15 protein-coding genes are annotated in these 15,161 nt (G+C 30.6%); 14 read left to right on the forward strand and 1 reads right to left on the reverse strand.

The window, feature by feature from the left end:
• Positions 1–14 precede the first annotated feature (14 nt).
• The 13 genes from fliO (at position 15) to BEE63_RS18235 (ending at position 11,080) form a co-directional block, all read left to right on the forward strand.
• On the forward strand, positions 15–371 hold the full coding sequence (fliO, locus tag BEE63_RS18180; RefSeq protein ID WP_066022729.1) for a flagellar biosynthetic protein FliO: 357 nt from the start codon (positions 15–17) through the stop codon (positions 369–371).
• 1 nt (position 372) lies between these two features.
• Positions 373–1,155: a flagellar type III secretion system pore protein FliP gene (fliP, locus tag BEE63_RS18185; RefSeq protein WP_066023286.1), complete on the forward strand. Its 783-nt coding sequence runs from the start codon at positions 373–375 to the stop codon at positions 1,153–1,155.
• 5 nt (positions 1,156–1,160) lie between these two features.
• A complete protein-coding gene (gene fliQ / locus BEE63_RS18190; RefSeq protein WP_066022730.1) occupies positions 1,161–1,430 on the forward strand; it encodes a flagellar biosynthesis protein FliQ in 270 nt (89 codons plus the stop codon).
• A gap of 13 nt (positions 1,431–1,443) precedes the next feature.
• On the forward strand, positions 1,444–3,276 hold the full coding sequence (locus BEE63_RS18195) for a fused FliR family export protein/FlhB family type III secretion system protein (RefSeq protein ID WP_066022731.1): 1,833 nt from the start codon (positions 1,444–1,446) through the stop codon (positions 3,274–3,276).
• Between the two features lie 11 nt (positions 3,277–3,287).
• Positions 3,288–5,360, forward strand: a complete 2,073-nt coding sequence (gene flhA, locus BEE63_RS18200; protein WP_081312667.1) for a flagellar biosynthesis protein FlhA — start codon at positions 3,288–3,290, stop codon at positions 5,358–5,360.
• Complete coding sequence (flhF, locus tag BEE63_RS18205; protein ID WP_066022732.1) at positions 5,360–6,532, forward strand: flagellar biosynthesis protein FlhF; 1,173 nt, start codon at positions 5,360–5,362, stop codon at positions 6,530–6,532. The genes flhA and flhF overlap by 1 nt, the downstream gene beginning before the upstream one ends.
• Positions 6,526–7,392, forward strand: coding sequence for a MinD/ParA family protein (locus BEE63_RS18210; protein WP_066022733.1), 867 nt, complete (start codon positions 6,526–6,528; stop codon positions 7,390–7,392). The genes flhF and BEE63_RS18210 overlap by 7 nt, the downstream gene beginning before the upstream one ends.
• Positions 7,393–7,404: 12 nt before the next feature.
• On the forward strand, positions 7,405–8,067 hold the full coding sequence (locus BEE63_RS18215; RefSeq protein WP_066022734.1) for a flagellar brake protein: 663 nt from the start codon (positions 7,405–7,407) through the stop codon (positions 8,065–8,067).
• 13 nt (positions 8,068–8,080) lie between these two features.
• Complete coding sequence (locus BEE63_RS18220) at positions 8,081–8,806, forward strand: FliA/WhiG family RNA polymerase sigma factor (RefSeq protein WP_066022735.1); 726 nt, start codon at positions 8,081–8,083, stop codon at positions 8,804–8,806.
• A gap of 15 nt (positions 8,807–8,821) precedes the next feature.
• A complete protein-coding gene (locus BEE63_RS18225; protein WP_066022736.1) occupies positions 8,822–9,304 on the forward strand; it encodes a DUF6115 domain-containing protein in 483 nt (160 codons plus the stop codon).
• A 62-nt stretch (positions 9,305–9,366) separates the two neighbouring features.
• Complete coding sequence (locus BEE63_RS22355) at positions 9,367–9,489, forward strand: hypothetical protein (protein WP_278286438.1); 123 nt, start codon at positions 9,367–9,369, stop codon at positions 9,487–9,489.
• 14 nt (positions 9,490–9,503) lie between these two features.
• The gene (locus tag BEE63_RS18230; protein WP_066022737.1) at positions 9,504–10,271 is read left to right on the forward strand and encodes a flagellar basal-body rod protein FlgG; all 768 of its coding nucleotides are present in this window, start codon (positions 9,504–9,506) and stop codon (positions 10,269–10,271) included.
• A 32-nt stretch (positions 10,272–10,303) separates the two neighbouring features.
• A complete protein-coding gene (locus BEE63_RS18235; RefSeq protein ID WP_066022738.1) occupies positions 10,304–11,080 on the forward strand; it encodes a flagellar hook-basal body complex protein in 777 nt (258 codons plus the stop codon).
• A gap of 379 nt (positions 11,081–11,459) precedes the next feature.
• Here BEE63_RS18235 and BEE63_RS18240 read toward each other — a convergent pair whose 3' ends face one another.
• Positions 11,460–12,392 (reverse strand): putative manganese-dependent inorganic diphosphatase, encoded by a 933-nt coding sequence (locus tag BEE63_RS18240; RefSeq protein ID WP_066022739.1) that lies wholly within the window; start codon positions 12,390–12,392, stop codon positions 11,460–11,462.
• 162 nt (positions 12,393–12,554) lie between these two features.
• Here BEE63_RS18240 and BEE63_RS18245 point away from each other — a divergent pair, with 162 nt between their 5' ends.
• Positions 12,555–15,080: a calcium-translocating P-type ATPase, PMCA-type gene (locus BEE63_RS18245; protein ID WP_066022740.1), complete on the forward strand. Its 2,526-nt coding sequence runs from the start codon at positions 12,555–12,557 to the stop codon at positions 15,078–15,080.
• The last annotated feature ends 81 nt before the right edge of the window (positions 15,081–15,161 follow it).

The raw sequence follows: 15,161 nt of genomic DNA on the forward strand, positions 1-15,161 counted from the left end.
TAGGAAGGTATCTTATGGAACAATTCTTTTTTATGATATTAAAAATAGCTATATTTTTACCACTTGTCTTGTTTTTAATAATTGTATCATTTAAATATGGTGGAAGTAAGCTACAAAATATTCAAAATGGTAAATTTATAAAGATAATCGAAAAAATGCCTATTTCTAAAGAGAACAGTCTTTTAGTAGTTAAAATTGGTCAAAAGATGTATGTAATTTCGAGTGCTCAAAATAAAGTTGAAATTTTAAAGGAACTTCAGGATGATGAGGTTATTATGCTTGAGAAGGATAAAAAGGTCTCAGAGTATGCAACTTTTAATGAATTTTGGAAGAATATTAGAAATAAACTTGAGAATAAAAGGGAAGAATAATATGAAAAAGAAAAAAATAATTATGCTTGCAGTTTTTTTAGTATTCATTTTTTATTTTGGAACTAAAGCTTATGCAGCGCCTACAAATGCAAATACAATGCAGATACCTAAGGTAAATATTTCAGTTGATAATGCAAATGCCAATAATCCAAAAGATTTTGTCGACAATATAAAACTTCTTTTAGTTCTTACAGTTTTAACTTTGCTTCCATCAATAATTATATTGATGACAAGTTTTACGAGAATAATAGTAGTTTTGGGATTTTTAAGGACTGCCATGGGAACGCAGCAGTCTCCTCCAAATCAAGTACTTATAGGATTAGCATTATTTTTAACTATGTTTATCATGATGCCTACATATAATACTATAAATAAAAATGCAATTCAGCCATATATAAATAACACTATAAATCAACAGCAGGCACTTACTGAAATGGAGAAACCACTTAGAAAATTTATGTACAGGCAGACATATCAAAAGGACTTAAAACTTTTTGTAGATTTGGATAATAAATACGGAAAAGTAACAAAAGATACGGTTCCTTTTCATGATATAGTTCCGGCATTTATTATAAGTGAATTAAAAACTGCATTTACAATAGGATTTTTAATATACATACCTTTTTTAATTATAGATTTAGTTGTTTCAAGTATACTTATGTCAATGGGAATGATGATGCTTCCTCCAACTATGGTTTCAATTCCATTTAAACTTCTTTTGTTTATAATGGTTGATGGATGGTATCTTGTAGTTAAATCTCTTGTCTTGAGTTTTGGAGGGTGATATATATGAGTGAAAATATGATAATTAAGGTTATGAAAGATGCAATAACAACTGGACTTTTGGTTTCTGCACCAATGCTTATAACGTCAATTGTAATTGGTCTTATAGTAAGTATATTCCAAGCAACAACTCAAATTCAAGAGCAGACACTTACATTTCTTCCAAAGCTTTTGGCTGTTGCTGTAGTTGGATTTTTAACAGGAAGCTGGATGCTTCATATGATGACAAGTTTTACAGGCAGAATATTTGATATTATATCAAATATAACACGTTAGGTGTGATAAAAATATGGACATTACATATTTTACATCATTATTTTTAATATTTTTAAGAGTTCTGGCTTTTTTTATAGCACTGCAGGTTATATTTCCAAAATCTCTTCCAAATACTGTTAAGATAATGTTATCATTAGTTTTAGCGTATCTTATAATGCCGTATGTAACTGTATCACATAATACTGCACTTAATAATGGTCTTTTGTATATGTGGCAGTGTATATGTGAAACTATAACTGGACTCATACTTGGTTTTTTTGCAAATCTTACTTTTATGTGCACCAGGGTAGCAGGCCAGTTTTTGGACTTTCAAATAGGATATGGAATGATGTCATCATATGATCCTACAAGTGAAAGTAATGCAGCAATAATTGAAAGACTTTTAAATATGTTTGCAGTTGTAATATTTTTTTCCTTAAATGCACATGAGATGGTTATAAGGGAGATTGTGAATAGTTTTAAGGTTGTCAAATTAGGAACTTTTGTGGTAAATAGTCAAAGTGTTTTGGTTTCACTTGATGTCTTTATAAAATTTTTTACGCTTGGTTTTAAAATAGCACTTCCAATTATTTTAGTACTTTTGATTACAGATATAGTTTTAGGAATTGTGTCTAGAACTGTACCTCAACTTAATGTAATGATATTGGAACTTCCTATAAAGATATTAATTGGTCTTACGTGTTTGATGATGGTTTTACCTATTATTATAAACCTTTTAATTTCATCATTTTCGTATTTGCCTGATATATATAAAAGCTTTTATAAATTAGTACCTATTGCTTTTATTTTTGCTGATAATGGTGATAAGACAGAAGATGCAACTCCTAGAAAACTGAGTAAGGCAAGAGATAAAGGACAAGTTGCTAAAAGTAAAGATGTCACTCTTGCAATAACACTTTTAACAGCCACAGTAATGCTAGCTGCCACAGGAAATTATATATTTGATGGGCTTAAAGGAATGATGATTACATTCTTTCAAAGTTATTTAAAAGGTACTCTTACAGAAGATGGATTACAACATATAATTGCTTTTTCAGCTATGAATGCAGGTAAATGTATTTTCTTATTTGCCGTACCCATAATGATATTTGGTGTTGCAGGAAATATATTGCAAACTGGTTTTATAAGGGTTAAAGAACCTTTTAAATTTGATATTAATAAGTTCAATCCAATATCTGGCTTTAAGAGAATGTTTTCAAAAAGAACGCTTGAAGAGCTTTTAAAGGATATAGTAGTAGTTGTCATTACTGGATTTGTTGGATATGAATTTTTAATGAATAATTATGGGGATATAGTAAATATAAGCAATCTTATGATTGATTATATTCCAAAGGAGTATTTAACATATATTGTTGATATATTTAAACGTATTACTGTAATTATGGTAATAATTGCAGCTTTTGATTTTGTATTTCAGAAGCGTTCATATAAAAAAGAAATGAAAATGACTAAAAAAGAGGTTAAAGATGAATTTAAGGATGATGAAGGAGATCCTGAAATAAAAGGAAAAAGAAAGAAAAGAATGCGAGAGCTTCTTAATAGGACAATGATGAATAAGGTTCCCGATGCTACAGTTGTAATTACAAATCCAACACATCTTGCTGTTGCACTTAAGTATGAAAGAGGAGTTGATAAGGCTCCTGTGGTTGTTGCTAAAGGTGCAGATAGGACGGCAATTAGGATAAAGGAAATTGCAAAGGAAAATGATGTGCCTATTATGGAAGATAAGCCATTAGCAAGACTTATATTTGCAAAGGTTGATGTGGATGAACAAATACCAATGGATATGTATCAGGCTGTGGCTGAAATTTTAGCTTTGGTATATAAATTAAAGAAGAGAAGATAAGGGTGATAATTTTGGAAGAGGGTAAGAAATTAAAATTCAATATAAAAGGTAATATGGATTTAATAGTTTCCCTTGCTGTTGTTGCAATAGTTCTTATGATGATTATTCCATTGCCAGCTACAGCAATAGACTTTTTAATTGCTTTTAATATAACATTGTCAGTAACTATAATTCTTATAACAATGTTTAATACAAGTGTACTTCAATTTTCTGTATTTCCAACGTTATTACTTATAACAACACTTTTTAGAGTGGCACTTAATGTATCATCTACAAGACGTATTTTACTTGATGGTGATGCTGGAAACATAATAAATGCATTTGGTAATTTCGTTGTTGGCGGAAATTATGTTGTTGGTGTAATAATCTTTCTTATAATAGTAATAGTGCAGTTTGTAGTTATAACAAGTGGTACAGGAAGAGTTGCAGAGGTTGCAGCTAGATTTACTTTGGATGCTATGCCGGGAAAACAGATGACTATAGATGCTGATTTAAATTCAGGTCTTATTACAGAGGATGAGGCAAAGAAAAAAAGAAATGATTTGCAGCTTGAGGCAGATTTTTTTGGATCTATGGATGGTGCTTCAAAGTTCGTAAAAGGTGATGCTGTATCTTCTCTTATAATATGTGTTATAAATATTATAGGTGGAATGATAATGGGTGTTGTAATGCGTAAGTTAACTGTTGCTCAGGCAGCACAGCAGTATACAATACTTACAATAGGTGATGGACTTGTAAGTCAAATACCTGCACTTTTGATTTCTGTTGCAACTGGTATACTTGTTACAAGATCTAAAGATGGTAGTAGCCTTGGAAACAATCTTATTGGGCAAATAACAGCTTTTCCTAAGGTTCTCGCACTTACTTCATTTGTATTAGCTACTTTAGCTATAGTTCCAGGATTTCCGCATTTTGTATTTCTAATTCTTGCAATTGCGTCAGGTGTTTCTGCATATCTTCTATTTAAAGATGATGCGTCACAGAAAATGATGGAACAGCAGAATGAAAATAACAAGATTATTGAAAAGGAAAAGAGAGAGCCTGAAAATGTAATGAATTTGATTTCGGTAGAAGCTATGGAAATAGAAATAGGTTATGGTCTAATTCCTCTTGCTGATGAAAATTCTGGGGGAGATTTACTTCAGAGAATTGCATCTGTTAGAAGACAGTGTGCTATAGAAATGGGAATAGTTGTACAACCAATAAGAATACGAGATAATTTGCAGCTTAAAACCAATGAATATGTTGTTAAAATAAGGGGAACAATTGTTGCAAAGGGAGAACTTATGCCTAATATGCTTTTATGTATGGATCCTATGAATGAAAATTCAGATATAAAGGGAATAAAAACGGTAGAACCTACATTTGGGCTTCCTGCTATGTGGATTAACAAAGATCAAAGAGAAGATGCTGAAATAAGAGGGCTTACAGTTGTTGATCCTACAACGGTAATGATAACTCATTTGACTGAAACTGTTAAGGATCATTCTTATGAGCTTTTAGGCAGACAGGAAGTAAAGAATATTGTGGATTCAATGAAAGAGAAATATTCTGCTGTAGTTGAAGAGCTTATACCTGATTTAATGACTGTAGGTGAACTTCAAAAAGTATTACAAAGTCTTCTTAAGGAAAAAATACCAATTAAAGATATGGTGACGATAATGGAATGCTTGGCTGATAATTCTAGAGAAACAAAGGACACTGAACTTTTAACAGAATATGTTAGAATGGCACTTGGAAGGACAATTTGCAGTAATCTTGTTGATGAGAATAATAGTATTACAGTTGCAACTTTAGCACCTGAAGTTGAAAGCATTATTGCAAAGAATATTCAAAAATCATCAGTTCAGGGTTCTTTTCCAGCAATTGCGCCGGATATTACAAATAATATTTTAAAGTCTATAAAGCAAGTTATCGATTCTGTTAACTTTAATGATAATCAACCGGCTATTTTAGTTTCACCAAAGATAAGACCAGCATTTAGAAAACTTACAGAAATGGTATTTTCAAATGTTGCTGTTCTTTCATTAAATGAAATTCCTAACGATGTGCAGATAAAAACCGAAGGAGTTGTAAATTTATAATGGTGATAAAAAAGTATATTGTAAATAGTATGAATGAAGCCTTATCAAAAATAAAACGTGAACTTGGTAGTGATGCTGTAATAATAAGTCAAATGAAAGTAAGAAAACCTGGTATTGCCGGATTTTTTTCTAAGAAAGTCATAGAAGTTACGGCAGCGGTTGAAAATTCAAATAAATCTAAAATTAAAGAAAGAAATTATGTAAGTACTGAAAATAATGATTCAAATGTAAATGAGAGTGTGGAAGCTTTAAAAAGGGCTATGAAAAAACATGCAGAATCAGAAAAAATTCAGAGAGAACAAAATATTGCAAAGGAGAAAGTAGAGTCTAGTAATAAAGGTGAAGAAAAAATACTAAAAGAAATGCAAGAAATGAAAAAACTTATAGGAAATATTTCTTTAGGCAATAGTGTTAAAGAAAAGACAGAATTGGAGTTAAAGCTTGAAGAAGCTGATGTAAATCCTAAGTATATAGAAGAAATAGTTGGAAGTTTTAAGAGTGATTCTTCAGATGCAAGTGAGAATGTGAAATTTAGAAGAGCACTAGAAAATAATATACAAACTTCTAGTTTAGAGGAAAAGGGTGTAATTACGTTTGTAGGACCTACTGGTGTTGGTAAAACAACGACTATTGCAAAATTGGCTGGAAAGTTTTCTTTAGTAGACAAGAAAAAAGTTGGGCTTATAACTGTTGATACATATAGAATAGGAGCTGTAGAACAGCTTAAAACATACGCTGATATTATGAATCTTCCTTTTAAAATAGTTTTAACTTTAAAAGAAATGAATGAGGCTATCAAAAGTATGCAAGAGTGTGATATAATTTTAGTAGATACAACGGGTAGAAGCAGTAAAAATAAAATGCAAATATCAGAACTTAGAGCTTTTATCAATAATACTCATAGTTCAAATATAAACCTTGTTATAAGTTGTACTACTAAAAATAAGGATATAGAATCAATAATTGATGGGTATAAGCAGCTTAAATTTCACAATGTTATAATTACTAAACTTGATGAGACTACAACTTATGGTTCAATTGTTAATATTTTAAAATATGCAGATAAACCTGTGAGTTACGTTACGACAGGTCAAAATGTTCCTGATGATATAAAAAAGTTAAAATTAGCAGAATTAAGTAGCTTGATATTAGGAGAGGATAATGTATGTTAGATCAGGCTGAAAGATTGAGAACTATGGCTGCAAAAAAAAATATCGATGAAAATTCTATAAAAGGGCCTGTAATAATTACTGTTACATCAGGAAAAGGAGGGGTTGGTAAGAGTAATTTTGTAGTTAATTTGTCAATAACGCTTCAGAAAATGGGGAAAAAAGTTTTGATATTTGATGCAGATGTTGGTATGGGAAATGATGATGTTCTTCTTGGATGTTCAGCGAAATATAATGTATTTGATGTTATATATAACAATATGGAAATAGAGGATGTTGTTTTAAATGGCCCATTTGGAGTTAAACTTTTGGCTGGAGGATCTGGTATAACTAGAATTAAAGAACTAAGCAATAAGCAAATTAATAATTTTATTGGAAAGCTTTCACGTATGGAAAACTTGGATTATATAATAATGGATACTGGTGCAGGAGTAAATAGAAATGTTTTGGGATTTATTTCATGTTGTTCAGAACTTATAATAGTTACTACACCGGAACCTACTTCATTGATGGATGCATATAGTTTATTCAAGGCTGTTACTCATTTTAATATAAAGAAAACCGCTAAAGTAGTTATAAATAGAGTAATTGATAGTAATGAAGGTATTGATACTTACAATAAGTTTGAAAATGTGGCAAGAAAATTTCTAAAATCAGATACTGAATTTTTAGGTAGTATTTCGGAGGATTCAAAATTGCTTAAGGCAGTTAGAAATCAAAATCCTTTTGTTTTACAGAGTCCAAATTGTGATGCTTCTAGAGATATTAAATACATAGCTAATAAACTTATAGGAACAACTAATGGTAAGAATGGTCTTGGAATTGAGGGGCTATTTAAGAAAATATTTAAGATTTTTTCGTAAGGAGCTGTGGTTATGAGTGATAGTAGTATTGTAAGTATTAATGACAAGTGTGAAGTTTTATTGGAGAATGGGATTTATAAAAGTAATATTCAAGAAATAACTGAAGAGTATATTGCCATAAGTCTTCCAGTATCAAATGGAGTTTATGCAGCGCCTTATAAAGGTGATATGGCAGAGATAATTTGTTATAATAATAAAAAGGTTTATTCATTTATATCCACTGTTATTGGTAGGAAAAAAGATACTATAAGTATGATATTAATAACTAAACCTAATGATGAAGATATAAAAAGGGTTCAGAGAAGAAAAAATTTTAGGGTTGAATTAGTTGAAAAAATAAAGTATAAAGTTTTAGATAGAAGCCAAATAAAAAATGAAATCGAAAATTTGAAAAAGCATTCGGACGAACTTTTAGATGCTATTCTTCTTGATATAAGTGGTGGTGGACTTAAGATAAGAATCAAAGAAAAATCTAAAGTCGGTGATGTGATTTTTATTAATATGCCTCTAAAAAAGGAAAAGATATTTTTAGTAAGTACTTGTGTAAGAACAATAATTGAGGCAAAGGGCGAATATATATGTGGACTTCAATTTTATGATATTGATGATAAGGAGAGGGAACACATAATAGCTTATACTTTTGATATAATGAGAGAACGCATGAAAAAAATTTAGGGAGGATTTTTATATGGCCATAGATGGAATTATAGATGATAAAGAAATAATAATAAAGAAATATATACCTCTTGTTAAATATATTGCTTCTAGGGTAATACTTGGTAAGAGTAAATATATTGAGTATGAAGATTTGGTAGGTTATGGTATGATAGGTCTCATGGATGCTTTAAGTAAGTTTGACAAAAGTAAAGGAATGAAATTTTCAACTTATTCATCTATAAGGATAAAAGGAGCTATGATTGATGAGCTTAGGAAAAATAGTCCTATTTCTAAAGGGGCAATGGATAAGCTTAATAAATATAATCTTACGTTAGAAAAATTACAAAAGCAATTATCAAGAGAACCTACGGAAAGTGAAATTGCTAGCAGCATGGGTATTAAGCTTAAGGATATTGCAGAAATTGAAGGTTATATTAATTACATATCTGTTGTATCGCTTGAAGATTTAATATTTTCAGAAGATGATGACATGCCTCTTCTTGGTACTATAGAGGATAAAAAGAGTCCAAGCCCTGAGAAAAGTTTTGAAGAAAAAGAAGAAATTGAGTATCTAGCAAAAGCGTTAGAAATATTAAATGATAAAGATAATATGGTTTTGTCATTATATTATTATGAGGGATTAACATTAAAGCAGATAGGAAATATATTAAATGTATCTGAATCAAGGGTTTGTCAGCTGCATACAAGAGCTATAATGCATTTACGAAGGGCGCTAAAAACATTAAAATACGATTAATTTGGGGTTGATGAAATGTCAGGTGTTATTTTAATAATTATAGGAATTATACTTATTTGTATAAATTTAAAAGCAGTAAAAAATGATGATTCTTTTGATTCGAATTTTGAAAATCAGCTAAAGAATACTAAAGATTATGATTTAAAGATTGGCACAATACGAAAAGAGTTTGCAGAAACTATTCTTGAAATGCAGCAGGAAATACAAGAACTTAAATATAATATTGATACATATAAAAAAGAAGCAGAATTGGGCGATAATAAGAAAGTAGAATATTTAGAAAAGAAAAATGATATTCTAGTGAGTAAAAGCAATATACATAAAGACTTAGAGCGTAAAGATTTGAACGTAAAAGACGATAACAATAATATTCAGAGTGCAAAAGTAAGTAAGGTTAAAAAGATGTTTCAAGATGGTTATTCAGTGGATGATATATCAGAAAAGCTCAATTTAGGTAAGGGGGAAGTATTATTAATTCAAAAGTTATATACAAATTAAAATCATTTTTGTGTATTATCTGTGATAGAAAGATCCTTTTTGGGATTGGGATAGGTATGGTTTTGGCATCAATTTTTATGTATACTGTAAAGATAGATAATACTATGTCTAAAGCCCAAATTGAAAGTAAAGCATATTCTTATGGTATGAAATATCCATCGGACATGAAAGTAAATAGTAAATGAGGAAGTGATATATTATGGTAAGGGGACTTTACACTGCTATAAGTGGAATGATTGTTCAGGAAGCTAAACAAGATGTTATAAGTAATAATTTAGCGAATATGGATACAGTAGGTTTTAAAAGTGACGATTTACATTCACAATCTTTTGAAGATGTTCTTATACAAAATTATTCAAATAAAGAAAATGGAGTACCTGAAAGAACGATTTTGGGGTATTTAAATTTAGGCTCTAAGGTAGATGAAACTTCTACTGATTTTACTGGTGGTGAGATAAAAAGTACAGATAAGGATACTGATTTCGCCATAGAGGGTAGAGGTTTTTTTACAGTTAATAAGGATGGACAAAATTATTATACTAGGAATGGTCATTTTCATGTAAATATGGATGGATATCTTATGGATGATGCTGGTGACTATGTTATGGGAAAAAACATTGCAACAAATGCTCAGGAGCCAATTAAAATAGGTGATGGAGATATTACATGTGATGGTTATGGAACGCTTAGTGTAAATGGAGTACCACAATATTCATTGGAATTGGCTGATTTTAATGACTATAATACTTTGAAAAAAGTTGGAGACAATTTATATCAGGGAGACAACCCTATAATGAATTCTGGAGTAAGAGTAGAAAATAAGGCACTCGAAGGATCAAATGTAAATGTAATGCAGGGAATAACTGATATGATGACTACAATGAGGGAATTTGAAAGTAATCAGAAGATGGTTCAAGATATTGATTCAACGGTTGGAAAAGCAGCCAATGATGTTGGAAAGGTTTGATGATTACATGTTTTTAGGAGAGGTGAAAATATATGTTTAGGATTATGTGGAACGGCATAAGTGGTATGGCTGCAGAACAGGAGAAACTTGATGCTATATCAAATAACATAGCTAATATGAGCACTACAGGTTATAAGTCAGAAGATGTTGGATTTAGTGATTTGCTATATGAAACACTGAATAGAAATGGGGTACCAGTTACTAATAATGATAAGAATCGTTATGTTGGTTCCGGAGTTAAAGCTGATAACTGGTTAAGAGATAAAAATCAGGGTCCCGTAAATAATACTGGAGTTAATACTGATTTTTGTATTAATGGAAAAGGATATTTTAGAGTAACTACTTATGATGGTTCTGAGGCTTATGAGAGAAATGGAAATTTTCAAATAAATGCTGATGGAAAGTTAACTGATGGAAATGGTAATATGCTCGATGTAGACTATAGTGTTGACCCTAATACAGTTCATCTTACTAACGATAATTTTACTGTATCACGTGATGGCATATTAAGTGTAAAAGATGATGCTTCAGGCAACTATACAAGTGTAGGTAAGATAAATATTTATGATGCTGTTGGAGACGACTCTATGGTATCTGCAGGAGATAATTTATTTGTTCCGGCAGATGGTGTTCAAGTCTTTCAAAGAAATGATTCACAGATAGAGCAGGGATGTCTTGAAGGTTCTAATGTTGATCTTGGAACAGAGATAACTGATATGATAGTAGCTCAAAGAGCATTAGAAATGAGTTCAAAGAGTGTACAAACGGCAGACAGTATGTGGGGACTTGTAAATAATTTGAGACGATAGAATTGAAGTAGCAGTGCTCTGGAACATTGAAAAAATTCTATAAATCCAAGGTGAAAAAATCGTAAAATACTAAGATATTTCAATAACTCGCTGAAAAAATGCTCAGACAATTGAAATATCTAAATATTTTACGATTTTTTTACCTGGATTTATTAGAATTTTTTTAAATCGTTCCAAAACACTGCTACTTCAATTTTAGTACTCTAAGTATATTTTAACAATCATATATCTATAACTTGATTTAATTACAGGTATATAAATATGATGCAAATAGTTTATTAGTTGTGTTTTACATATAATGTTAGCTTAATTGCTTGTTTTAGGTAAAAAAAGAAGTGCATGTAATGATTAAAAAATCACTGCACACACTTTCTTATTTTTATTTAGATTCTATAACAGAAGTTATAGGTGGTATTACCTGTTTCTTTCTTGATAATATTCCAGGAACATAAACGGAATTATCTTCAAGTTCTACGTTGAAAGCTTTGTTTACAATAGCTGTTTCTTTACCGGCAGCTATAAACAAAGAACCTTCTTTTATAATATCAGTTAAAAGTAAAAGTAAAACGTCAAAGTTCTCAGCTTCTACCTTTTTATTCATGTAATTAAGCATATCTTTTTTGTATTCATCAAAACCTTCTATGTCCATAGTGGTAACTTGAGAAACACCTACTTTTTTATCACCAAGGTTAAATATCTTGTAATCACTATTGAAGATTTCTTCTACAGTTTTTCCTTTAAGAGAAGTTCCTGCTTTAAACATTTCTGAAGCATATTTTTCTGGATCTATATCTGCTATTTTAGCTAACTTTTTAAGTACTTCTTTGTCTTTTGGAGTAGTAGTTGGAGACCTAAATAAAAGTGTATCTGATATTATTGCAGAGCACATAAGACCAGCAGCTTTTTTTGAAGGTTCTATTCCATTTTCAAAATACATAGTTCCAATTATTGTACTTGAGCATCCTACGGGTTCATTTCTAAAAAATATAGGATAGCTTGTTTGAATATCTGCTATTCTATGATGGTCTACTATTTCAAGTAAATGCACATCTTCTAAATTATCTATTGATTGAGATTTTTCATTGTGGTCAACTAATATTACATTTTGATCTTTTGGAAAGTCTTTCATTAATTTTGGAGCATCAGCTTTAAAATAATTTAGAGCAAATCCTGTTTCACGGCTTACATCGCCAAGTCTTGCTGGCACTGTTTTAGCTCCTAATTTATTTTTAAGTTCTGAATATGCTATTGCTGAACATATTGAATCAGTATCTGGATTTTTGTGTCCCGTTATATAAATTATATCTTCCATTTCTAAACATCCCTTCATTTTTAAATATGTAAATCTTAATCTTTATATATTTTATAATTTAAATTGTAAATTGTAAAGTATTAGCGGCATAATTCTCATAGTTATAAGCATAAATTGTAAAAGTAGTATAAGTATATATAGTTCACAATGTGGGGTGATAAATTGATTAATGAAAATAGGGCAGCTAGTGGTTTGTCAGAAGAAGAGGTTAAAAGACGTCAGAAAAAATATGGATATAATACAATACAAAAGGGTAAAAAAATTTCTCCAGCTCAGATATTCTTATCTCAGTTCAATGATGTAATCATATGGGTACTCATAGCAGCAACAATTATATCTGGGTTTATGGGGGAAAAAGCAGATGCCATAACTATAATTATAATTGTAGTTATGAATGCAGTACTCGGTTTTGTACAAGAGTTTAAGACTGAGAAATCTCTTGAGGCATTAAAAAAACTTACAGCGCCAACATCAAAAGTAATAAGAAATGGAAGTATAAAGATAATTGATGCATCACTTTTAGTTCCAGGAGATTTAGTGGTTTTAGATACTGGTGACAGAATTCCAGCAGATTGTATCTTGATTGAAGGTATAAATATGATGGTGGATGAATCTTTACTTACTGGTGAATCAGCAGGCGTTTCAAAAGACAACAGAGAAAGCAATCTATATATGGGCACAATAGTTCTCACAGGAAAGTGTCAGGCAAGGGTTATTAAAACTGGCATGGCTACAGAAATGGGTAAAATAGCTAACATGCTTGATAATATAGAACAAGAGAAAACACCTCTTAAAGAAAAACTAGCATCACTTGGAAAAATTTTAGTTGTAATATGTATAGTAATATGTGTAGTTGTAACTGTACTTGGAATACTGCGAGGAGAGGACAAGTATGAGATGTTTCTTTTGGGTGTAAGTCTTGCTGTTGCAGCCATTCCTGAAGGACTTCCAGCAATAGTTACAGTAGCTTTAGCTATAGGGGTTTCAAGGATGTTAAAAAGGAATGCACTTGTTAGGAAACTTCCAGCAGTAGAAACCCTTGGGTGTACATCTATAATATGTAGTGATAAAACAGGAACTTTGACTCAAAATAAAATGACGGTAAAAGCCATGTATTTTAATGATCAAATTTATGAAAGAGATATTTATGATGAAAATAAGTTTGATGCTTTGAGAAAGGCTTTTGTATACTGTAATGATTGTGATTATGATTTTAAGGGAAATAATATAGACAAATGTCTTTTTGGTGATCCAACAGAAACGGCATTAATAAGAGCATTTTTTAAGGACACTTCAAAACTTAAAAACTTTATTTCGCTTGAAAAAAGAATGAATGAAGTACCTTTTGATTCTAAGACAAAAATGATGAAGGTAACAAGCAAAAGCAGAAATGGTATTAGATGTTACTTAAAGGGAGCACCCGAGAGGGTAATACTTAAGTGTAAATATATATACTTGAATAATAAAATAGAATTATTTACTTCAACATATAAATCTAAAGTAAATATGGCTCTTGATAATATGTCTAAAAAGGCTCTGAGATGTATTGCTTGTGCTTATAAGGATGAAAATTTAAGCAAAGAAGATGACATGATTTTTTTAGGCATTGCTGGCATGATTGATCCTCCAAGAGCTGAAGTTAAGGATGCTGTACTTAAATGTAGAACTGCAGGTATAACTCCAGTAATGATAACAGGGGATCACAAAAATACAGCTTTTGCCATAGCTAAGGATTTAAACATATGTTCTGATTTGTCAGAGGTTATAAGCGGAGAAGAGCTTGATAAGATAAGCGAAAATGAACTTGTTAAGAGAACTGATAAGACAAGAGTTTTTGCTAGAGTAAGCCCTGAACATAAACTTAAAATTGTACGTGCATTTAAGAAAAAAAATAAGGTCGTTGCCATGACAGGAGATGGCGTTAATGATGCTCCTGCAATTAAAGAAGCTGATATAGGTATAGCTATGGGAATTTCAGGTACTGATGTTACAAAAGAGGCTTCATCTATGATACTTTTAGATGATAATTTTGCAACTATTGTAGCGGCTGTAGAAGAAGGAAGAGTTATATACAATAATATAAGAAAATTCATTAGATATCTCTTGTCATGTAATTTAGGAGAAGTTTTGACTATGTTCTTATCTTCTATTTTTAATCTTGAAACGCCACTTTTGCCTATACAGATACTGCTTGTAAATTTGGCTACAGATGGTCTCCCGGCATTAGCTTTAGGTCTTGATCCACCAGATGATGATATTATGGATGATAAACCAAGAGATAAAAAAGAAGGGATTTTTTCAAGGGGACTTAGTGAAAAGATAATTATAAGAGGCTGTCTTATAGGAATTTGCACCATTTTGTCATTTCTAGTTGGCTTGTATTTGAATTTTGGATTAAAGGTAAGTAGAACTATGGCACTTGGTACTTTGATTATGTCTCAGTTAATACATGTTTTTGAATGTCGTTCTGAGAAACATTCTATATTTGAAATAAAAATCTTTACTAATATGTATCTTTTAGGGGCAGTAAGTATATCTGTAACAATGCTTTTATGTGTTGTATATATTCCTTTTCTGGAAGTGGTTTTTCATACAACTGCACTGAGCATATTACAGTGGATAATAGTTTTGTTTTTCTCAGGTTTCATATCTCTTATAAATAGCATATATTTATATCATAATAAATAAAACATATTTTAGAGTAATAAAGAAGAACATTTTTTAAATAAAAAACACTTAAGCCATATTTAAAAGCTTAAGTGTTGATTT

The sequence above is a fragment of the Clostridium pasteurianum genome (assembly GCF_001705235.1).
GTDB lineage: Bacteria > Bacillota > Clostridia > Clostridiales > Clostridiaceae > Clostridium_S > Clostridium_S pasteurianum_A.

Excerpts from the sequence above, each read along its gene's own strand:
- fliO (WP_066022729.1), top strand. The coding sequence starts at position 15 with ATGGAACAATTCTTTTTTATGATATTAAAAATAGCTATATTTTTACCA.
- flhF (WP_066022732.1), top strand. The coding sequence starts at position 5,360 with ATGGTGATAAAAAAGTATATTGTAAATAGTATGAATGAAGCCTTATCA.
- BEE63_RS18240 (WP_066022739.1), bottom strand. The coding sequence starts at position 12,392 with ATGGAAGATATAATTTATATAACGGGACACAAAAATCCAGATACTGAT.
- fliP (WP_066023286.1), top strand. The coding sequence starts at position 373 with ATGAAAAAGAAAAAAATAATTATGCTTGCAGTTTTTTTAGTATTCATT.
- fliQ (WP_066022730.1), top strand. The coding sequence starts at position 1,161 with ATGAGTGAAAATATGATAATTAAGGTTATGAAAGATGCAATAACAACT.
- BEE63_RS18220 (WP_066022735.1), top strand. The coding sequence starts at position 8,081 with ATGGCCATAGATGGAATTATAGATGATAAAGAAATAATAATAAAGAAA.
- BEE63_RS18215 (WP_066022734.1), top strand. The coding sequence starts at position 7,405 with ATGAGTGATAGTAGTATTGTAAGTATTAATGACAAGTGTGAAGTTTTA.
- BEE63_RS18225 (WP_066022736.1), top strand. The coding sequence starts at position 8,822 with ATGTCAGGTGTTATTTTAATAATTATAGGAATTATACTTATTTGTATA.
- BEE63_RS18210 (WP_066022733.1), top strand. The coding sequence starts at position 6,526 with ATGTTAGATCAGGCTGAAAGATTGAGAACTATGGCTGCAAAAAAAAAT.
- BEE63_RS18230 (WP_066022737.1), top strand. The coding sequence starts at position 9,504 with ATGGTAAGGGGACTTTACACTGCTATAAGTGGAATGATTGTTCAGGAA.
- BEE63_RS18235 (WP_066022738.1), top strand. The coding sequence starts at position 10,304 with ATGTTTAGGATTATGTGGAACGGCATAAGTGGTATGGCTGCAGAACAG.
- BEE63_RS18195 (WP_066022731.1), top strand. The coding sequence starts at position 1,444 with ATGGACATTACATATTTTACATCATTATTTTTAATATTTTTAAGAGTT.